General features: G+C 59.1%; 17 protein-coding genes and 1 tRNA gene. 6 read left to right on the plus strand and 12 right to left on the minus strand.

The genetic code is table 11. The features are described 5' to 3' along the window. Positions 1-38: 38 nt before the first annotated feature. Positions 39-1,262, plus strand: a complete 1,224-nt coding sequence (locus BM155_RS07260; RefSeq protein WP_074902113.1) for a sugar transporter — start codon at positions 39-41, stop codon at positions 1,260-1,262. Between the two features lie 201 nt (positions 1,263-1,463). Here the strand turns inward: BM155_RS07260 and BM155_RS07265 are convergent, their stop codons facing one another. Then, positions 1,464-2,969, minus strand: coding sequence for a C13 family peptidase (locus BM155_RS07265; RefSeq protein WP_254773148.1), 1,506 nt, complete (start codon positions 2,967-2,969; stop codon positions 1,464-1,466). 120 nt (positions 2,970-3,089) lie between these two features. Between BM155_RS07265 and BM155_RS07270 the strand changes: the two genes are divergently transcribed. Then, complete coding sequence (locus tag BM155_RS07270; protein WP_074902116.1) at positions 3,090-4,781, plus strand: alkaline phosphatase D family protein; 1,692 nt, start codon at positions 3,090-3,092, stop codon at positions 4,779-4,781. 62 nt (positions 4,782-4,843) lie between these two features. On the opposite strand, the gene BM155_RS07275 is transcribed toward BM155_RS07270, so the two are convergent. From BM155_RS07275 to BM155_RS07315, 8 genes are all read right to left on the minus strand, one after another. Further along, on the minus strand, positions 4,844-7,105 hold the full coding sequence (locus BM155_RS07275) for a TonB-dependent receptor (protein ID WP_074902118.1): 2,262 nt from the start codon (positions 7,103-7,105) through the stop codon (positions 4,844-4,846). 130 nt (positions 7,106-7,235) lie between these two features. Then, positions 7,236-7,880, minus strand: a complete 645-nt coding sequence (locus tag BM155_RS07280) for a CAP domain-containing protein (RefSeq protein WP_074902119.1) — start codon at positions 7,878-7,880, stop codon at positions 7,236-7,238. 1,421 nt (positions 7,881-9,301) lie between these two features. After that, the gene (locus BM155_RS07285; RefSeq protein WP_074902120.1) at positions 9,302-9,736 is read right to left on the minus strand and encodes a hypothetical protein; all 435 of its coding nucleotides are present in this window, start codon (positions 9,734-9,736) and stop codon (positions 9,302-9,304) included. A gap of 7 nt (positions 9,737-9,743) precedes the next feature. Next, the gene (locus tag BM155_RS07290; protein ID WP_074902121.1) at positions 9,744-9,932 is read right to left on the minus strand and encodes a hypothetical protein; all 189 of its coding nucleotides are present in this window, start codon (positions 9,930-9,932) and stop codon (positions 9,744-9,746) included. 322 nt (positions 9,933-10,254) lie between these two features. Further along, a complete protein-coding gene (locus BM155_RS07300; RefSeq protein WP_074902124.1) occupies positions 10,255-10,485 on the minus strand; it encodes a helix-turn-helix transcriptional regulator in 231 nt (76 codons plus the stop codon). A gap of 172 nt (positions 10,486-10,657) precedes the next feature. Further along, the gene (locus tag BM155_RS07305; protein ID WP_074902127.1) at positions 10,658-11,503 is read right to left on the minus strand and encodes a hypothetical protein; all 846 of its coding nucleotides are present in this window, start codon (positions 11,501-11,503) and stop codon (positions 10,658-10,660) included. 99 nt (positions 11,504-11,602) lie between these two features. Beyond that, positions 11,603-12,895, minus strand: coding sequence for a tyrosine-type recombinase/integrase (locus tag BM155_RS07310; protein ID WP_254773149.1), 1,293 nt, complete (start codon positions 12,893-12,895; stop codon positions 11,603-11,605). Between the two features lie 146 nt (positions 12,896-13,041). Then, positions 13,042-13,118, minus strand: a tRNA-Arg gene (locus BM155_RS07315). 178 nt (positions 13,119-13,296) lie between these two features. On the opposite strand from BM155_RS07315, the gene BM155_RS07320 reads away from it, so the two are divergent. Further along, positions 13,297-13,710 carry a c-type cytochrome gene (locus BM155_RS07320; protein WP_067150185.1) on the plus strand — a complete coding sequence of 138 codons (414 nt, stop codon included), beginning with the start codon at positions 13,297-13,299 and terminating at the stop codon, positions 13,708-13,710. 95 nt (positions 13,711-13,805) lie between these two features. On the opposite strand, the gene rep is transcribed toward BM155_RS07320, so the two are convergent. After that, complete coding sequence (gene rep, locus BM155_RS07325; RefSeq protein ID WP_074902130.1) at positions 13,806-15,839, minus strand: DNA helicase Rep; 2,034 nt, start codon at positions 15,837-15,839, stop codon at positions 13,806-13,808. A gap of 142 nt (positions 15,840-15,981) precedes the next feature. On the opposite strand from rep, the gene BM155_RS07330 reads away from it, so the two are divergent. The 3 genes from BM155_RS07330 (at position 15,982) to BM155_RS07340 (ending at position 17,570) form a co-directional block, all read left to right on the plus strand. Beyond that, the gene (locus BM155_RS07330) at positions 15,982-16,221 is read left to right on the plus strand and encodes a DUF3565 domain-containing protein (RefSeq protein WP_074902133.1); all 240 of its coding nucleotides are present in this window, start codon (positions 15,982-15,984) and stop codon (positions 16,219-16,221) included. Next, a complete protein-coding gene (locus BM155_RS07335) occupies positions 16,218-16,676 on the plus strand; it encodes a YaiI/YqxD family protein (RefSeq protein WP_074902134.1) in 459 nt (152 codons plus the stop codon). The genes BM155_RS07330 and BM155_RS07335 overlap by 4 nt, the downstream gene beginning before the upstream one ends. Positions 16,677-17,000: 324 nt before the next feature. Beyond that, a complete protein-coding gene (locus tag BM155_RS07340; RefSeq protein WP_074902137.1) occupies positions 17,001-17,570 on the plus strand; it encodes a GNAT family N-acetyltransferase in 570 nt (189 codons plus the stop codon). A 210-nt stretch (positions 17,571-17,780) separates the two neighbouring features. On the opposite strand, the gene BM155_RS07345 is transcribed toward BM155_RS07340, so the two are convergent. Together BM155_RS07345 and BM155_RS07350 are read right to left on the minus strand one after the other, a co-directional pair. Next, on the minus strand, positions 17,781-19,274 hold the full coding sequence (locus BM155_RS07345) for a YifB family Mg chelatase-like AAA ATPase (protein ID WP_067150198.1): 1,494 nt from the start codon (positions 19,272-19,274) through the stop codon (positions 17,781-17,783). Positions 19,275-19,301: 27 nt separating this feature from the next. Next, on the minus strand, positions 19,302-19,553 hold the full coding sequence (locus BM155_RS07350) for an accessory factor UbiK family protein (protein ID WP_067150202.1): 252 nt from the start codon (positions 19,551-19,553) through the stop codon (positions 19,302-19,304). Between the last annotated feature and the right edge of the window lie 29 nt (positions 19,554-19,582).

The raw sequence follows: 19,582 nt of genomic DNA on the forward strand, positions 1-19,582 counted from the left end.
ATCAGGGGCATGTTATTCCGAACACGGTGAAGTAAACCATGAGAGGGGCACGTTTTTCCGCCTGGCTGCCGGCGGCCTGCCTGGCGTTTTCGGCGTTTGTATTCAATACCTCGGAATTTGCTCCGGTGGCCTTGCTGTCTAATATCGCGGCGTCGTTTGAGATGCGTGTCGCCGATACGGGACTGATGCTGACCATCTATGCCTGGGTAGTGGCATTGGTCTCTCTGCCGTTTATGCTCCTGTTCAGCACGCTAGAGCGCCGTCGCTTGCTGCTCGGCGTGATGTCGCTGTTCGTTGTCAGCCATGTCTTATCGGCCGTGGCTTGGAGCTTCGAAGTGCTACTGTTGTCCCGCCTGGGGGTAGCCATGGCACACGCGGTATTCTGGGCCATTACTGCGGCAATCACCATGCGGGTCGCGCCGCCGGGTAAACAGACTCAGGCGCTCAGCCTGCTGGTTTCGGGATCGGCGCTGGCGGTGATTTTGGGGTTGCCGCTGGGGCGTATCGTCGGCGAGTGGATCAGCTGGCGACTGACTTTTCTGCTGATCGGTGCGGTGGCTACGGTGATGTTATTGGTCGCCTACCGCCAAATTCCGCCATTGCCGAGCACCAACGCCGGTTCTTTAAAGAATCTGCCCTCTCTGCTGCAACGGCCGGCGTTGATCGGCCTGTATGTGTTGGTAATGCTGATCGTAACGGCGCACTTTACGGCCTATTCCTATATCGAACCCTTGGTGCAAGAGACGCTGGGATTTGGCGAGCACTTTGCCACTGTGATCCTGTTTGTCTATGGCCTTGCGGGCCTGGTGGCGAGCACGCAGTTCAGCCGTCTTTACGCCAGCTTTCCCCTGGGCGTTCTGTTCGGCGCCGTTGGACTGATAACTCTGAGCATGCTGCTCCTTCTTCCCTGGGGTGGCAGCCGTTATACAACCTTGCTGATTTGCGCCGCCTGGGGGGTTGGCATTACCTTGATGACACTGGCCGCGCAAGTTGGCGTTCTCAAGCTCGCCGCCGATGCCACCGACGTGGGAACTGCTATTTTTTCCGGTATCTATAATGTCGGCATCGGTGGCGGTGCATTGGTTGGCAGTTTGGTGATCCTGCACAGCGGGCTGAGCCGGGTCGGCTATGCCGGTGCGGCCATCGGTCTCTTGGCGCTCGTTTGGGGGTTGGGCTTTTGTCTACACTTTATGCGCAGGTCAGCGATAACCGAGGCCCGGCGGGCTGAAGCCAAAACCCCAGGCTGGCCTAACAACCTCTGATTAATCCGCGTGAATACGATGGTAGCTTCCGGGGCGCTCAGGCAATAAGACGGATATTTCAAAAACGCACAAGTACTTCCCTGTAGCTCCGACGGATACACCCCTGTATCCGATGGTTTCGAAATATTCGCCCTATCGCCTGAGCTTCTCATCTGTCCCCGAACAACCTTGCCACCAGAAATTAAATTAATCAGAGGTTCCCTAGTTTGGTGAGTTCCACCAGCTCAGAAACTCCCTTCCCAACGCAAGTTGCGGCAGTGAGTAGGCGTCTTCCTCAATACCCTGTTCTTTTTCCATTTCCATCACTCGCTGTTTGGCTGCGGCAAACCAGGCGGCAGGGTCGTTTACGCCCGTGTCCAGGGCATCGCTGTAGAGAGCGGCGCTGAACCAGGTACGTTCGGAGTCGTCGCTGCAGCCGAAGGAGGTGCGGTCCGGAGCGGCGGAGGTGAATATGGTGCGCTCCGGGCCGGCCAGCGCTTCTTTCCATAAACCCGAGTAGCAGGCGGAGACCACTATCCATTGGTGGCGCACCTCAAGAGCATCCAGCCACTGTTTGGCGTCGGCGACGGACAGATCGTTGAGCTGTACTTTCGCTTCGGCGAGAAGGAAATCCCCGTTTTCGTCGCCATGGCTCACCAGGTGCAGCAAAAGCAGATCCTCTTCCGGGTCCATAATACGATCCAGCGCCTTGAGGCTCTCCCTTATACTGGTGCGGGTGGCCAGCGGATACTTGTCGCCGCCGCCGTTGCTCAGTTTGATCTGTCGCTGCTCAATATCGAAAACAGTGCCCAGTCTTTCCGTCACCCACTCCACTTCCTTGGCGAACACGGGTGAAGTACCGTCGCCGCCTACCGCCAGGAGGTAGACGTCACGCACGCCGGGACGCTGTGGTGCCAGGGCGGAAAACTGCGCTTGCAATCGCTCGGCTTCGGAATAGAGACGCGCTTCAACAGCGGAGCGCTGGTCCTGTTCACTCTGCCGCCAAGCTTGCTCGCTGGGGTAGTAGCGCCCGGATACGAAGAAGCCTTTTTGCTCTTGCAGCTCTCCCGTGCCGTCAGGAAGAATCAGTACGCCCTCACCGTTGGCTTCGCCATATTCAAAGTTGGCGCGGACCATGGTGCCGTCCGGCTGGATCAATTCCCCCTCGCCGGCGTATTGGAAATACTCGAAGCCGCCCCGATAGCTGTAGCCCAGTCGGTCCCGGTAGCTGCCATTTACTGGCAAGCCGTTTTCGAATCTGCCTTCGTATTCGGTGCCTTCGGCAGTTGTCAGAAGTCCCCGTCCGTGGGGCTGCCAGTCCTGAAACTCCCCGGTATAGGTTTCACCGTTATCCCAGGAAACCGTGCCTCGGCGAATTTCGCCCTGCTCAAAATCGCCTTCCCAGATATTTTCTTCGCAGGCGTAGCGCCCCTCGCCGTGCAGTTCGCCGTTGCGGAAAGCCCCCTCGTAGATGCAGCCATCGCCGTAATCGAATTTACCCAGGCCACTGATGCGCCCGCGGTGGAATTCACCAGTGTAAGTGCGCCCATCGGGCCAGGTTAGTTTGCCGTGGCCGTGGAAGAGGCCGTTTTCCATGCCCCCGGAATAAACGGAGCCGTCCGGCAGGGCTGTGCCACCAGCAAACGGGTGCGGTTCGCAACCGACGAGGGTGCACAACAGCAGAAGAGGGAGGGTGAAGGTAAAGCGATACATGTTTAGAACCATCATTCTGCCTATTGATGCCTGGCGGGGCGGTGGGTCTTGCAGTGTGTCACAGGGCTTTAGCGGAGCTGTCACACTTTAGCACTAGGCTGCGCAGCTGACAGCCATTATGGGGAGTAGGAAAGTGTGAGCAGGTTTACGCGACGCCATTTTATCAAGGCCGCCCTGGCCGCCTCCGGCGGTGTTTGGGTATCCACGCCGCTGCAGGCCATGACCCGGCCGGAATTGCCGTCTGAGGTCGCCTTTCGGCACGGTGTCGCCAGTGGCGACCCGCTGCAGGATGCGGTGATTCTCTGGACCAGGGCCACGCCGGTGAAAAGCGGCGAGTCGGGCCCGGTAAAAGTGATCTGGGAGCTGGCCCGCGACAGCGCATTTAAGGAAGTGCTGCGGCGCGGCAATGCCGAGACAGATTTGGCCCGAGACTACACAGTAAAGATTGATGTGCGCGGGCTGGAGCCGGGCAGCCGCTATTACTACCGCTTTATCGGCGCCACAGAACAGAGTCCGGTGGGCCGCACCCGGACGCTGCCCGAGGGCGGCGTGGAGCAGATAAAGCTGGCGGTTTTTTCCTGTTCCAATTATCCCGCCGGCTATTTCAATGTGTACCAGCTGGCCGCCCAGAGCGGCGACTGGGACGCGGTGCTGCATCTGGGGGACTATATCTACGAATACGGCGCCAACGGTTACGCCACCGAACATTCTGCGGAAATCGGACGCGCACTGCCGGAGGATAATGCCGGCGAACTGCTGACCCTGACCGATTACCGCAAACGCTACGCCCTCTACCGTACCGACACCGGCCTGCAATCACTGCACGCGTCCGCGCCCTTTATTGCAGTCTGGGACGATCACGAAATCAGCAATGACACCTGGAAGGGCGGTGCGCAAAACCACAACGAGGGGGAAGGGGACTTCTTCGCCCGGCGCGCGGCCGCCGTACAGGCCTACTACGAGTGGCTGCCGATCCGCCCGCCCGCGGGAGAGCGGCACCCGCAGATTTACCGCAGTTTTCATTTCGGCGGCTTGGTCGATCTGCATATGCTGGACACCCGCGTGATCGGCCGCGACCGCCAAATCGAATTTGCCGATTACATGGACGAAAAGGGCCGCTTCGACAGCGAATCGTTTGCCGCGGCACTGGCGGACCCGGGGCGCAGCCTGCTGGGTAAGACGCAGTTTCAGTGGCTGGCGGACACACTGGAAAAATCCACCGGCCGCTGGCAGCTGCTCGGCCAGCAGGTGCTGATGGGCAAGATGCACCTGCCGGCGGAAATTATGGTGAATTTTGCGTCGGGTAAAAAGAGCACCGCGATCACGCCTGAACTGATCGCTTTGAAGGCCGCGAGTATGAAAGGGAAACCTTTGAGTGAATCCCAGCGCGCGCGGCTGCAACAGCAACTGCCCTACAACCTGGATGCCTGGGACGGTTATCCGACGGAGCGGGAGGCACTGTACCGGCGCGTACGTGCGCTGGGTAAAAATCTGGTGGTGGCGGCGGGGGATACCCACAACGCCTGGTTCAGTCATTTAAAAGATGCCGAGGGCACTCTGGTGGGATTGGAATTCGCCACCGCCAGTGTTTCATCGCCGGGGATGGAAACCTATCTCGGGCTGGATGAGCAGGGCGCGGTGGAGCTGGCCCGGGGTATGCCGCTATTGATCGATGACCTCCAGTATTGCAATTTGCACCAGCGCGGCTATTTGGCGCTGACTTTCCGCGAAGACGAGGTGCAGGCGGAGTGGAAGTTTATCGACAATATCCGCAGCACCGAATTTGCCGAGGTGGAGGGGCACCGGGTGGTGCACAGACTGGCGTGATTCGGAATTAAAAAAAGCCAGTGCCTCTGGGCGCTGGCTTTTTTTTTGAAGAATATGCCGGGTCAGAAAGCGCCGATCCGCTTGCTGAATTCCAGGCTCAGGGTGCGCGGCGCGCCCTGGATATAGGTGGGGAAGCCGAAGGCGTCGCCGGTGTTGCCCGCGTCCATAATGTACTCCTCGTCGAGGAGGTTGCTCGCCGCCAGCGTCAAACTCCAGTTGTAGTCGTTGGCTGCGATACCCGCGCGCAGGTTGAGTAGGTCAACGGCATCTTCCTCGAAGCGGTTTTCAATATCGAAATACACAGAGGAGCGGTAGCTCCAGCTGCCGCTGCTGGTAAAGATCAGGTCGGCGTTGATGGGCCTTTCGTAGAGATAACTCAGGGCGCCGGTGACCTCCGGTTGCAGGCGGAACTGATTGCCGGCGTAGATGCCGTTGTCGGCGTCGTCGTCGATGCCCGCATCGATATAGGCGGCGTTGGCCAGCAGCATCAGATTTTCGGAGACACTCCAGCGCAGGTCCATCTCTATACCGGTGTTGGTGGCGGAACCGGCGTTTTCAGTGCGGATCTGGCCGCTGTCCTGGTCGACAACATTGACCTGAAAGTTTTCGTAATCCTGGTAAAAAATCGCCAGAGCGTAATCCAGCGCGACTTCTTCCAGGCGGCCCTTGAGACCGAACTCGTAGTTGGTGATCTCCTCGGCGGGAATGATGCTTTTCACCCCCGAAGACATATCCACTACCTCGGAGCGCTGACCGAGCGACACAGTGCCGTAGAGGTTGACGCTGTCGTTCAAGGAATAGAGCAGGTTAAAGCGCGGCAGCACGGCGGAGTCATCGGCGTCGCCGTCAATGGTTTCCCCTTGCGTGTTCAGCAACAGACCGAAGAAGAGATCGCTGTCGATACCCTGCGCAGACAGCAGCGAGGACAACGGCAGCGCACTGCGGTAGCTGGATTCCCGCTCCTCTTCCACCCAGCGCGCACCGACGGTGGCTTCCAGGTCCGGCGTCACCTGGTAGGAAATGTCGGCGAAGAGGTTCAAGCTGCGGTTGTCAGCCCCGTTGGCGTAATAGCTTTCGTAGGGCAGTGCGGAGGCGAGGCCGCCGGTGAGCAGTGTGGTGGATGCGGTATTGCAGCTTTCGATACCCGCTGCTGCGAGTGCGCCGGCACAGCTGAGAAAAAGCCCCTCTTCGGTGGCGAAGCCGACGAATTGTTCGGCCTCCTCCTGAAAATAACTGGCGCCAACAAAGCCGTTGAGCCGCTCGCCGCTGAAATTCAGGCGCAATTCGTGGCTGATCTGATCACCGGTGGCTTCTTCGGAGAAATTCAACACCTCGAAAGCGGTGCCGTCCGCGTCGAAGGCTTCGAGGGAATCGTAGTCCCGCCAGGCGCCGATATAGGTCAGTGCCAGATGGTCGTCGATATCCCAGGACACAGTGGCGTTGAAATCTTTGACAGTGCGGTCCACACCCACATCGTCCATACCGAGTATGTCGTTGTCCGGCACGCTCAGAGCGGCGTCGTCGGTAAACAACAGGTTCTGGCTGACGAAGGCGGTACCCGGATCTTCGGCTTTGTCGTAGTTGTAAATCAGATCGATGGTGAGTGCGTCGTTAGGCGTTATGCGCAGGCTGGGGCGGTAGGCGAGGCGGTCGTAGCCGTTCAGGTCGGCCTCGCCACTGGTGTTTTCCACATAGCCGTCGCGCTCGCGGGAGACAAAGGCGAAACGGCCCTGCACTGTGTCGTTGCCGCCGGTAGTCATACCCTCGACTTTGCGCATGCCGTAGTCGCCGGCGCCAACCGTCAGCTCGGAGGCGAAGTCCCGCTGCGGCTTGGCGGTGATAAAGCTCATAGCGCCGATGGAGGCGGCGGTGCCGAACAGGGTCGCCTGCGGCCCTTTGACCACCTCGATGCGCTCCATGTCGTAGACCTCAAAATAGGAGGCCCGGGAGCGGGACACATCGGTGCCGTTCAGGTAGACGGATACCCGCGCGGCGCCGGGGGCACTGCCGTCATCGGAGGTGATGCCGCGGATCACATAGCCGTTGTTGTTGACACTCTGCTGCTGGACCACCAGGCCGGGGATCATGTCCGACAAGGTATCGAAGCGGTCGATGCCCAGATCCTTCAGCGTCTGTCCGTCCAGGCTGCTGATGGTCAGCGGTACATCCACAATCGACTGCGCGCGCTTTTGCGCGGTGACGATTACTTCTTCCAGTTCCTGCGACTCGGTCTGCTGTACCTGGGCCTGAACCGCGGGCACTGCCGCTGCGATCAGGCAAGACAGGAGGGAGACGGGAAAAGTCCGTTTAGCGGATTGATTCATGGTGACTCCGGCATCTGTTGGGGTAGTTTCGCGGAGCCGGATACTAGTGAGGGATTAATACGCGGGTGTGACCGAACTGTGACATTTGTCCAGTCTGTTGGTGACTACTTACGTAGAACAGCTGAGAGAATCAGTCGATCCGGTAAGGTGGATAGCCGTGGATATTGCCCGCCGGGGCATAGTTACAGGTGACTATGGTTCTGAATTTCCCACTCGGGCAGTGATAGACCCCGCAGCCCACCGCGCGCGGTAGCCGGTTTCCGTTCGCGTCAAAGGCGTCTTGTGTGTTCCAGATCAGCTGGCTGTAGTGGCCGGTTTTGAGATCGCGGAAGGGGCCGTAGCGGTACTGCCGCGCCTCCGCCGCCCAGCTCGCCACGGCCTGTACCAGCGCCTCTTCTTCTGGCAACAGCGCCGAATGGTAAAAAATATTTTCCCCCACAGAGGGGTAGGCGGGACTGCCGCCGTTGGCGAGAAACTGCGCATGCCGCTTTGGGTTGTGGCGCAGCCGCGCGTTGCACTGTGCTGCCGACCAATTGCGGGCGGTGCGCGCCAGGGCCTCGTCATATTGCAGAGGGGCGACGGGTGGCCTCGGCCTGGGACTGTTGGGGAGCCGGCCCGCGTTCAGATCTGCCCGCACCTGATTGTGCAGTTCCAGCGCCTTGCATTTGTCCGCGCTGGCACAATCTCGACCCGCCGCCTCGCCGTGTATGGCAATGGCGAGGCAGGCCGCGACAAATAATGCAATTACAGACTGGGTCACAGGCAGCGTTTTCATCAGCCGGGGCCTTCTTGGCGGACAGTCACTCTACTTTAACAGCGTAGCTCTGTTGCGCGTAGAACTCGCTGATCGGCGCCAGTTTCGAGGCGGTGGCGAGAATTCGGCGTTGCCAGCGGGGGGCCGCGGCCACCAGTAGGCTGCCGCCAGTCAGGCGGATACCGGCTTTCGTCCGGTGGGCAACTGATTCATCGGTGGGCCGAGAAAGTGGTGGCTACGAGTGGAGTGCCGCCCATGGCCTAGGCGGGATAATACAAAAGCGACCTTCTTCAAAGTGCGGATACGATGGAGGGTATGGGGGTTATCGTGGTGCGGATACCAGGAGGAATGGCCCCCCAGACAGTTCGAATACCTGTTATAACTTATTGAAAATAAAGGAAATTTGTTTCCGAATCTTCGCGATATACCCCCAAATGTACCCCCAAATGATTTGACTAGCGGCAATTGTGCAGCGGTTCCCGCGTGGCATAGCGGGGTCAGCGGTCACAGCTGTGTCCGGTTTTGTAAGGTCTCTAGGTGCACCCGTGCGCATACTGGCCAGAAAGCCGCTTCCAGGCGGTGCCCGTGGGTGTCGGCTGTTGTGGTAACTCGCTTTTTTAGGGCTAAACAATCTGGCGGGGCGGCTGTGTACATGAATGCCCTTGAGTAGCTCTGTAAGCCATTCTGAGCACGTTTTCATGGTTGGCTATGGGGTGGGTAGCCTTTGGGCTATTCGGCCTTGTATGGCCTTCTAGGGGGCTTTTCTGGCTGTGCTTCACCAGTGACAACCAACAACCATTGGCAACACCGCTCACAAGTAGCGGTTGAGTGCGCAGCTGCGGACCCGTGGGGCAAACTCTCGGGAAGGACCCGCGCGGGCCGCAATTGGCGGTTCGAGTAGTCAATGGGCGCGCAATTCGCCGCGCGCTCAATGCACCCCTAAGTAATCGGCTAACCACTGGTCATTGGTTTGTTCTTGAGGGGGTACAGGGGTAACCGTATAACCGTGTGCCCTTGTTACCTTATAACCGTGGTTATTTTGTCCCGTACTTAAAAACGGCTCTAGGCCGCATGGTTGCTTGGTTTGCGGCAATTCCTTGTCTGGAACTCTTGTCTGGAAATTGTTTGGCAGTTGTCCGGGAGTTGTCCGGCAGTTGTCCGGTAGTTTCACCCCCAGCAGGCGGGGCGGTCCGGTGGGCTGGTTGCTACTGCCCGAATCGCGCACCGCGCGCCAATGTGGCCGGTTAATTGGTTTGCAATTCATGCGAATTTGCACCGCGCAGTAAATGTTTACTGAAAAATGCCCTATGGGCACTTGGTATATATGTATATAGGTGTCCGTGTGGCGGCCTAGGGAAAATGCGAAAAACGCAAATATAGGGCCGTGTGGCGGCCTAGGCGAAAGAAAAAATTCGCTCTATTGGGCCGTGTGGCGGCCTAGCTTAGGCCGTGTGGCGGCCATCAGAAAATCGAAATTGCCCCTTTGGCTCCCTCCAGGTGTTTGGGGCGGTGACAGTGGCTGATACCTCCAGCTTGCCCCCGCATTCGTCAATGGGCCGCCAGCTGAGCGCGTACAGGCTGGGGACATTGGGCCTTCGCCCCTGTCGGGTCAAAATCAGGAACCCAGTTTCCAGCAGTTCCCGGAGTGCCTTTTGCAATTGGTCGTTGCTGGTCCAGCCGTGGGCGCGCATTTTTGAGAATGAGGCACACAAATCGCCGTTGTTGTGCCCGTTGTACTGGGCCACTAGGGGGAACAATAGCGCCTTCGCCCTTGGTGTGAGCGCGGCAAAGTGGGGGTGGTTTACCATGCGATGCGGAAAGGCGGCGAACTGGCCGCCGCCTCGGTTCCGTTTGCCCTGCTTGTATCCCTTTGCCATCTTTCCGTCACTCCCCCAGTTTGCGCACTGAGCGAATCAGGGGCGGTTTTGCTATAGGGTCGCCCATGTTTTCGGGGGCGATGATGGCGGGGTGATGCAACTGGTGTTCAGCCAGCTTGAGCGCTTCCCGTTCGCTGTGCGCCTCCACCACTAAGGGAACAGTGGTTGCTTGCTCTATTTCGACTATGTACCTCATAGGACACCCCCAAGGCGTTGCTTTTCGGTTGCCGGTAGCCGGTAAACGCCATGCCAGCCCTTCACGCCGTCCCTGTCGATGTGGCTTACCCGTTCGCACAGAATGGTGATTCCCCTTTGGCGTAGTTGCCTTATGAGTTCGGGGCTGTTGCTGGCTCCGGCTATCCTGTCCAGCTCCTCGCGGCTGCGGGGGCGCTTCAATAGGGCGGATAGTACCCGCCATTGGCGGGGGCTAAGGTGAAGCTGTTCGAGGGTGTTATAATTGGCTGCGCCTACCATTTCGGGGCCGCTCTTTGCTGGGGCGGTTCTGATTCCCTCCATGCTTACACCTCCCCGCTTTGTGCTTCCGCCATTAATTTTTGCTTCAGTTCCAGCAGGTAGGAACCCTCCCAAACGGTAATTTTGGGGCCTAGCTTGGTGCCGCGTTTTGCCTTACCGGTTTTGGTCCAGTGCCACCAGGTGGATAGGCCGATGGAGTAAAAGCGGGCACATTCTTTGGCCCGGTACATGGCGGAGGGGTTGATGGTCTGGGGGTGGGTTGCGTTGTCTTGCATGGTTCAGCACTCCTATAGGTTGTTTGAGGCTGATGCGTAAGATATTTGTGGTGGTGAGGTGGTTGTCCAGCGGTAGTGATTGAGGGCTGCGGTGCTAGCGCTAGGGTAGCACCGGCGGTCTATCAGGCTTTCAGGGGTGAAACTGGGCTTAAAAATTTTTGCGGTGCTACCGCTATTTTTCCTGAAAGCGACCAGAATTTTTATTGCTCTTAGTATTGGTGACCGGAGCTAAGCGTTTTGTTATGGCCGTTGCCGACAGTTCTGACCAATTATCTTTGAACCATGCTTTTACCGCTGTCGTGTGGTCTAAGTGCTCTGGTTTTTTGCCATTCAGATAGAGGGATTCCCATACTTCAATGGCGGCGTGTAGCTCCGGGGCATAGCAGGGGTGGTCTGGATTTTTTGCTGGATGGTCGCGTTGCTCGGTGGCTTTAGCCGTTGTGGCTCCTATAGCGGCTTCTAGGTGAGATGTTTCCTCATCAGCTTGAAGAAGTGCTTCCACGTCTGAGACTAGAACTACAATTTCGCTAAGTTTGGGATACCGCACTGAAGAAGAGTAACCCTTCGGAGCAAGTGCGTCTCCATCCTCGCTTCCCGCGCGGCGGAGCAAGCGCCACCAGGAGCCTTCATTGTCCACGACATAGGCTTCATATGCTGGAGTAAAAAATGGCTTATTAAATAGTTTGTTATGGATATTCGTGATTATGTCTTGGTTCAACCCTGGGAGGTCGTTAGCCACTAACCTATAGGGGCCGGAAAGCTCATCGATGCTATGTCTTGGGGATGGGAGGAAATCCAGAAATGCATCCTTTCTGTGGTAGCCATGGTTATAGAAGAGAGTGAGCGGAGCCGTTTGTGCTGCGGGGTGATTGTGAAGATACCAATACATCGGCAGGGTACCTTCGGAAAGGAGTGCAAGCATATCCGTTTCTCCGAATGGTTCTCCCAGCTGGTTGGATAAGCGCTCTGCGGCTTCTTCCAGAAACATCCACGCGCGGAATTTGAATTTCTTGTTCATGCTCTCCCCCTTTCAGAGAATCCCCTTGTATAGATTCAGCGCCAGGCCGCCAAGGGTCGCGGCTTTTCGGGAGCTACCCTAGGCGCTGAAACCCGGTTGTTACTGAGTGCCGAATTTCACAGTAACCACATTTTCCGCTTTTGCCTGCTCGCGCAGGGCGTCCAGGTAATCCGCCCATCTTTGCATCATGGCCGTGCGCTGGGCTAGGTGCTTGGTGCGGTTGTAGGCGGTGCCGTTGGCGTCTTTCACGGTGTGCGCCAATTGGTGCTCGATATACTCCACCCGCTCATTCAATACTTCATCCAGCAGAGTGCGGGCCATAGCGCGGAAGCCGTGGCCGGTCATTTCTTCGTTGGTGTAACCCATATTGCGCAGGGCTACCCTGATAGCGTTTTCAGACATGCAGCGGCTGGCACCTCTCTCAGAAGGGAAGACATAGCGGAAGCGTCCGGTCAGCGGCTCCAGGTCGCGCAGAATGGCTACTGCTTGGCGGGCCAGGGGGATAATGTGGGGTTCCCGCATTTTCATTTTTTCGGCGGGTATCTCGATTCTCTGTTCCTCCCAGTTGATTTCTTCCCACTCCAGGGCGCGCAGCTCGCCGGGGCGGCAGAACAGCAGCGGGGCCAGCTTCAGGGCCGCGCGCACTGTGGGGGTGCCTTGGTAGTTGTCGATGTTCACTAGCAGCTTGCCCACGTCTGCGGGGTTGGTAATTGCGGCATAGTGCTTTTTCTTCGCCGGTTGCAATTGGTCGCCGACCACTGCGGCGGGGTCATTGGTGGCCCGCCCCCCTGCAATGGCGAAGCGGAAAACGCGGCTTGCGGTTTGCTTGGCGTCTTTGGCGGTGTCTATCGCGCCGCGCTCCTCGATGCGCCTTAGCACCGTCAGCAGTTCCGGTGGGGTTATCTCGGTAATGGGACGCCTGCCCAGGTAGGGAAACAAATCGCGCTCCAGCACGCGCATAATGCGGTAGCGGTAGCTTTCCGACTTGTCGCGCATTTTGATGGTGTACCACTCGCGGGCCAGTGCTTCAAAGGTGTTGGTGGCCGCTTCGTAGTTATCGGCCCGGCGGGCCTTGCGGTGGTCGCTGGGGTCTATGCCGTCCAGCAGTAGCTGGCGGGCTGCGTCGCGCTTCTGGCGCGCTTTCTTGAGGCCGGTTTCTGGATACACCCCCAGGGCCAAAAGGCGCTCCCGCTTGGTGTGGGGGTGGCGGTACTTAAGCCGCCAGTATTTTGCCCCTGCTTTGGTCACTAGCAGGAACAACCCCTTACCATCCCCTAGCTTGTAATCCTTCTCTTTTGGCTTGGCTTGCTTTACCTGAACTTCCGTCAATGGCATGGCGCTATCCCAGTAATGACGGGGGCTGCGGCCAATTTTGGGGGTATCTACTGTCATACCCCCGCCAGATACCCCCAAATGTACCCCCAGATACCCCCGGATTTGGGGGTATCAGCTTAGATTGACTGAGACTTAGGATAACGCGGAAACCTAGGTGTGTCGCGGGGTTGGGGGGCTTTTGGGGATTGCGTTAGAGAGGGGAATGGCCCGCCCCAGAGGATTCGAACCTCTGACCTTTGCCTCCGGAGGGCAACGCTCTATCCAGCTGAGCTAGGGGCGGGAAGGAGGCGGATTATACAGAAGGACGCCCCTAGGGCAAAGTGGGGTGGGCTTGGGGCGGGGCAAAAACGGGCGCCCTTCGCAGTGGAGGCCGCAGCGCTTATAATGCGCGGCTGGTATAGGTACGCGACGGCGTGCCGCTGATCTATGGGTCGCGATTCGGCCCTCTGGGGGATGAGATGAAGATGATTTTCGGTTTTGTGGCGATTTTGGCCGCTGGCGCGGCCACTGCTGTGGCGCAGTCTGTGGACGAGGAGATCGCCCAGCGTATCGCACCGGTAGGCAGCACCTGCATGCAGGGCGACGAGTGTGCGGCGGCAGCTGCGGCGCCGGCAGCGGCTGGCGGCGGCGCCCGCAGCGGTGAGGATATCTTTAACGCCTCCTGTAATACTTGTCACGGTGCAGGTATTGCCGGTGCGCCGAAATTTGGCGATGCGGGTGCCTGGGCTCCGCGGATCGCCCAGGGGATGGATACGCTCTACACCCACGCGCTGAATGGCTTCAATGCAATGCCGGCCAAAGGGCTGTGCATGGATTGCAGTGAGGACGAGGTCAAGGCCGCAGTGGACTATATGGTGGAAAACAGCAAGTAAGCTTGCTTTTCGTCCTTATAAAAAGGCCGCTCATTGAGCGGCCTTTTTTGTAGGTGCCCCTGCAGCAATAAAGGCATACGGGTTGGGGCGGTTTTCTAGTCGAACATGCTGAGCAGCGAGCCAAGGGTTTCCTCGCCCTTGGCTTGGTTTTGCTCGGGCGTAGCTTTGCCGAAACCTTCGAAGACGCAGTCATCCTGCGGCAGTTCATCCAGGAAGCGGCTTGGGGTGGTGTCCTGGGTTTCACCGAACTGTTTGCGTTTGCCGGCCAGGGTCATGGTGAGTGTGCGCTGTGCGCGGGTAATGCCCACGTAGGTGAGGCGGCGCTCTTCCTCGATATTGTCATCCTCGATGCTGTTGCGGTGCGGGAGCAGGTTTTCCTCCATGCCAATCATAAACACGTGAGGGAATTCCAGGCCCTTGGCCGCGTGCAGGGTCATCAGGCTGACTTTGTCGGTGGCCTCTTCCTCTTCCTGGCGCTCGAGCATATCCCGCAGGATCAACTTGGAGATGGCCTGTTCCAGGCGGATATCCTGCTCCAGTTCGTCATCCGTGCCTTCCATGATTTTGTTCAGGGATTCCAGCAGCCAGTAGACGTTCTCCATCCGCTTTTCGGCCACTTTCTCGTTGCTGGCGTTTTGGCTGAGCCAGCCGGCGTAGTCGATATCGTCCAGCATTTCCCGCAGTGCGGCATCCGGACTCTTTTCGCGGCAGTTGCGGCGTACCCCTTCCAGCCACAGGGCAAAACGGTTCAGACGCTCGTAACCCTGCTCGTTCAGGAATTCTTTCAGACCCAGTTCTGTGGAGGCACTGAACATGGAGATTTCGCGCCCTTTGGCATAGTTGCCCAGTGCCTCCAGGGTGCTGGTGCCTATCTGCCGGCGCGGGGTATTGATGATGCGCAGAAAGGCGTTGTCGTCATCCGGGTTCACCAGCAGGCGCAGGTAGGCCATCACGTCCTTGATTTCCGCGCGGGCGAAAAAGCTGGTGCCGCCGGACATCTGGTAGGGGATCTGGTGTTCCTGCAGTTTCATCTCGATAAGGCGCGCCTGGTGGTTGCCGCGGTAGAGCACGGCGAAATCCATAAATTTGCAGCCCCGGCGCACCTTCTGCAGAAAGATCTCGTTGGCCACCCGCTCCGCTTCCTCGTTCTCGTTGGCGACTTTGATGACCCGTATTTCCTCCCCCAGGCCCCGGTCGGACCAGAGCGCCTTGTCAAATTCGTGGGGGTTGTGGGCGATCAGGTGGTTGGCCACTTTCAGAATGCGGCTGGTAGAGCGATAGTTTTGCTCCAGTTTGATCAGCTTCAGGTTGGGGAAATCGACTTTCAGCTGACTCATATTTTCCGGGCGGGCGCCGCGCCAGGCATAGATGGACTGGTCGTCGTCGCCGACTACTGTCAGCCCGCCGCGTCCACCGACCAATTGTTTGACCAGCAGGTACTGGGCGTTGTTGGTGTCCTGATATTCGTCCACCAGTAGATAGCGGATTTTTTTACGCCAGCGCTGCAGCAGCTCCGGGTCCGAGTCGAACAGCTGTACGGGCAGCAGGATCAGATCGTCGAAATCCACGGCGTTGTAGGCCTTGAGCGCGTCGCAGTAGCGGCCATAGGCGATGGCCATGGCCTGCTCCCCGGCACTTTGCGCCAGTTCCAGGGCGCGCCTGGGGGCCAGCATGTCGTTCTTCCAGTTGGAGATCTGGTGCTGTACCCGGTCGAGCAGGTCGGTGTCCAAGTCGCCATCGCGCAGCATCAGTTCCTTGATCAGGGCGCGGGCGTCCTCGGCATCGAAGATGGAAAAACCCGGCTTGAAGCCGGCAGCCCGGTACTCCTTGCGCAGTATGTTCAGCCCCAGGTTGTGGAAGGTGGAAACGGTCAGTCCTCGGCCGGCTGCGGACTTGCCGCCGCCGGGCGCGCTGAGCAGCTTGCCCACCCGCTCTTTCATTTCCCGCGCGGCCTTGTTGGTAAAAGTTAATGCGGCGATATTGCGCGCGCTGTAGCCGCACTCCTCAATCAGGTAGGCGATCTTGCGCGTGATCACGCTGGTTTTTCCGGAGCCGGCACCGGCGAGGACCAGGCAGGGGCCGTCGACGTATTTCACCGCCTCCGCCTGGCGGGGGTTCAGCTTGGTCATTCTGGGTTGATATCTTCGGTTGGCGTTGAGGCGGGGATTCTACCAGTGTTGAAGGCCGAAGCTTGCGGTTGCCGTATTTCGTGTACATATCGGCGTCCTTTGGCTATAACAGCGCCAGAGCATTCAGGGCGGAGCCCACTTCATGCAACAGCCCATCTGCGGTTACCACCGCGACGAAGAAGACCATTGGGTCGCCGAATTGACCTGTGGCCACAACCAGCATGTGCGCCACGATCCGCCCTGGCAGAATCGCCCCTGGGTCACGAGTAGAGCCGGGCGCGATTCCATGCTCGGCCATCTGCTGAACTGCAAGAAGTGCGATGAGGGTGCTCCTCGGGACTGGTTCGACGGGGCGCGCACCGAAGAGGGAAAAGATCAATGACGAAAATCTGGGTCGATGCGGATGCCTGCCCGGTGGCCATCAAGGAAATCCTCTTCCGCGCCGCTGAGCGCACCCATACCGAAATGACCCTGGTGGCCAATCAGCCGTTGCGGGTGCCGCCGTCGCGCTTTATCCGGTCGATGCAGGTGACTGCCGGTTTCGACGTGGCCGACAACGAAATCGTTAAACGCTGTGCCGCCGGTGATCTGGTGATCACCAGCGATATTCCCCTGGCGTCTGAGGTGATCGATAAAGGCGCCGATGCGCTGAATCCCCGCGGCGAGCGCTACACAAAGGCAAATATCCGCGCGCGCCTGAATATGCGCGACTTTATGGATACCATGCGCGCCAGCGGCCTGCACACCGGCGGTCCGCCGCCACTGGGGCAGCAGGAGCGCAAAGCCTTCGCCGATCAGTTGGATCGCTGGCTGGTGGCGGCGCGCAGAAAACGGTGAATGGGGCCAGGCAGGTGAGATAGCCGGCGAAGCGCGAGCAGCAGGGCGCCTCTCTGATTAACTTGGGGCAGCCATTGATTCCGGATGCTCGGCAATGGGGGCTATTTCGAAAATGCACCAGTACTTCTCTGCAGCTCTGCCGGATACGTCCATGTATCTGACGATTTCGAACGATCCATTCCATCGCCTGAGTCCCTCAATTTAGGGGCGGTATCTCTTTGTCGTCAGGCCGTGAATTAATCAGAGGTTTCCTGAGCGCCCGGAACGTTGTAGGTGACGGTAGCGATATGATCGCGCCGACGAGAAATATTATGGTGGTGGAGATTGGTTAGGATTATTCAACCGCAGACAGAGCGTCTGCGACTGCGCCAGTGGCGCGATGAAGACAGTGCACCATTTGCCGCGCTCAATGCAGATCCCCGGGTGATGGAATACTTTCCGGAAACCCTGGACCGGGCCGCCAGTGATGCGGCAATGCGTCGCAACCGCACACATATTGCCGAACGCGGATGGGGGTTCTGGGCGGTAGAGCGCAAGGAGGGCGGCGAGTTTATCGGCTTTGTCGGTATCAAACAGGCGCCCGAAGTGCTGCCCTTTGCTCCCTGTGTTGAAATCGGCTGGCGCCTCGCGGCGGAATTCTGGGGCTGTGGTTATGCCAGTGAAGCGGCACGGGCTTCGTTGGAGGTTGCGTTCGAGATATTGCGCTTATCTGAAATCGTCTCCTTTACTGCGCTACAAAATTACCGTTCACAGCGGGTGATGCAGCGCCTGGGCATGTGCGCGGAACCGCACGCTTTCGATCACCCGCTGCTGCCGGAGAGCAGCCCACTGCGGCGCCACTGCCTCTACCGACTGTCCGCTGCCCAGTGGCGATGCAACAGTGAGCCGGGTTGAAACAACATTAATGGCGTCTAACCGTGTCTTTGATGCATTCGTGTGGGTGCTGTGCGAATTCTGGGGGCTCAGGCAGCGGGGTGGACATTTCGAAACCACACGAGTAGTCCCTCGCTCCCGTTGGTTTTGAAATGTCCATCTCACCAGCTGAGTGCTGCATCCAGGGGTGGAAAAGCATTAAATTTTTGGCGCGAACTAAACCGAGTTTCCCTAGATTTCTGCGGTGAGTTGTCGCCGATCTAGATTTCGGTAGGCCAGCGCTTCGGCAATTTGGCCTGCGCCGATGTGCGCCTCTCCAGCGAGATCTGCCAGGGTGCGCGCGACTCTTAATACCCGGTGGTAACTGCGCGCGGACAGCCCCAGTCTTTCCACCGAGTGCCGCAGCAGTGCTTGCTCGCTTTGTCCCAGTGCACAGAAGCGGTCCAGCTCGGACCCGTTGAGCTGCGCGTTGATTTTTCCCTGTCTGTGCAGCTGCCGCTCCCGGGCGGCAATCACCCGTTTGCGCACCGCCGCCGAGCATTCGCCGGGCGGACTGTCCTGCAGCTGACTGGCCGACATCGCCGCCACTTCCACCTGCATATCGATGCGGTCGAGCAGAGGGCCGGAGAGCTTGTTGCGGTAGCGGTCTATCTGGTCCGGGGTACAGCGGCAGCGGGGCTCGCCCAGGTAGCCGCAGGGACAGGGGTTCATGGCGGCCACCAGCTGAAAGTTGGCGGGATAGGTGACCTGGGCACGGGCGCGGGCGATATGCACCTGCCCGGTTTCCAGCGGTTCGCGCAAGATTTCCAGCGCGTGGCGGGGGAACTCCGGCATTTCGTCCAGAAACAATACCCCGCGATGGGCTAGGGAAATTTCCCCCGGTTTCGGCTGAGTGCCGCCCCCGGCCAGAGCGGTTGCCGAGGCGCTGTGATGGGGCGCGCGGAAAGGGCGCTGTTGTGGCCGCGCCAGACCGGCGCTGGAGTAGACGGCGGCCACTTCGATCAGCTCGTCACCGCCGGGCGGCGGCAGTATGCCCGGCAGGCGGCTGGCGAGCATGGTTTTGCCGGTGCCGGGTGGACCGTAAAAAAGCAAATGGTGGCCGCCGGCCGCGGCCACTTCCAGGGCGCGCCGCGCCTTGAGCTGGCCGCGCACATCGGCGAGATCAGCACAGGCTGGTGCATTGTCTTCCGCCTCGCGCTGCGCTTCCGAGAGCTGTTCGCGCCCGTGCAATTCGGCACAGACCTGTAGCAGGGAGGCGGCGACCTTTACATCTGTTTCCGCCAGCGCCGCCTCGCCGCCGGACTCCCGCGGCAATACCAGCCGGCGCCCGGCGGCACCGCAAGCGATGGCTGCAGGCAGGGCGCCGGGGACTTCCCGCAGTGCCCCGGTGAGTGCCAGTTCGCCGATGAACTCATAGTTATCCAGGGGATCGCGGGGGATTTGGCCGGATGCGGCGAGAATGCCCACGGCGATGGCGAGGTCGTAGCGGCCGCCTTCCTTGGGCAGGTCCGCGGGGGCCAGGTTGACGGTGATGCGCCGCTGGGGAAATTCGAAGTGGCTGTTGATCAGTGCGCTGCGGACCCGGTCGCGGCTTTCGCGCACCGCGGCCTCGGGCAGGCCTACGATATGAAAGGCCGGTAGGCCGTTGGCCAAATGGGTTTCGACGGTGACCAGTGGTGCGGAGACGCCCAGTTGCGCGCGGCTGTAGGTGATCGAGAGGCTCAAAATTTCATCCTTGAAATTCTGTTTGTTCTATTGGCGAGAAGTGGGGCTGTCTTTTTCCTGTTCCGCCAGCTTTTGCTCCAGGAGTTCAACCTGTGCCTCGAGGCGCGCCAGTTTTTCCCTGGTGCGCTTCAAAATTTCCGCCTGCGTATCGAATTCGCGCTGGGACACCAGCGGCAGCTTGCCCAGCGCCACGGCCAGCGCATCGCGCAGGTCTCCGGTGATCACTGTGCCCTGCTGTTGCAGCTCCGCGAGCAGCTTTTGCAATTTGTCTTCGCCCAAGGGCCTTCTCCTGTGATCAGATGACTAAA

Origin of the sequence: Microbulbifer thermotolerans (assembly GCF_900112305.1) — a bacterium.
Taxonomy (GTDB): domain Bacteria; phylum Pseudomonadota; class Gammaproteobacteria; order Pseudomonadales; family Cellvibrionaceae; genus Microbulbifer; species Microbulbifer thermotolerans.

Excerpts from the sequence above, each read along its gene's own strand:
- BM155_RS07260 (WP_074902113.1), top strand. The coding sequence starts at position 39 with ATGAGAGGGGCACGTTTTTCCGCCTGGCTGCCGGCGGCCTGCCTGGCG.
- BM155_RS07265 (WP_254773148.1), bottom strand. The coding sequence starts at position 2,969 with ATGATGGTTCTAAACATGTATCGCTTTACCTTCACCCTCCCTCTTCTG.
- BM155_RS07275 (WP_074902118.1), bottom strand. The coding sequence starts at position 7,105 with ATGAATCAATCCGCTAAACGGACTTTTCCCGTCTCCCTCCTGTCTTGC.
- BM155_RS07280 (WP_074902119.1), bottom strand. The coding sequence starts at position 7,880 with ATGAAAACGCTGCCTGTGACCCAGTCTGTAATTGCATTATTTGTCGCG.
- BM155_RS07285 (WP_074902120.1), bottom strand. The coding sequence starts at position 9,736 with ATGGCAAAGGGATACAAGCAGGGCAAACGGAACCGAGGCGGCGGCCAG.
- BM155_RS07290 (WP_074902121.1), bottom strand. The coding sequence starts at position 9,932 with ATGAGGTACATAGTCGAAATAGAGCAAGCAACCACTGTTCCCTTAGTG.
- BM155_RS07300 (WP_074902124.1), bottom strand. The coding sequence starts at position 10,485 with ATGCAAGACAACGCAACCCACCCCCAGACCATCAACCCCTCCGCCATG.
- BM155_RS07305 (WP_074902127.1), bottom strand. The coding sequence starts at position 11,503 with ATGAACAAGAAATTCAAATTCCGCGCGTGGATGTTTCTGGAAGAAGCC.
- BM155_RS07310 (WP_254773149.1), bottom strand. The coding sequence starts at position 12,895 with ATGACAGTAGATACCCCCAAAATTGGCCGCAGCCCCCGTCATTACTGG.
- BM155_RS07320 (WP_067150185.1), top strand. The coding sequence starts at position 13,297 with ATGAAGATGATTTTCGGTTTTGTGGCGATTTTGGCCGCTGGCGCGGCC.
- rep (WP_074902130.1), bottom strand. The coding sequence starts at position 15,839 with ATGACCAAGCTGAACCCCCGCCAGGCGGAGGCGGTGAAATACGTCGAC.
- BM155_RS07330 (WP_074902133.1), top strand. The coding sequence starts at position 15,982 with ATGCAACAGCCCATCTGCGGTTACCACCGCGACGAAGAAGACCATTGG.
- BM155_RS07335 (WP_074902134.1), top strand. The coding sequence starts at position 16,218 with ATGACGAAAATCTGGGTCGATGCGGATGCCTGCCCGGTGGCCATCAAG.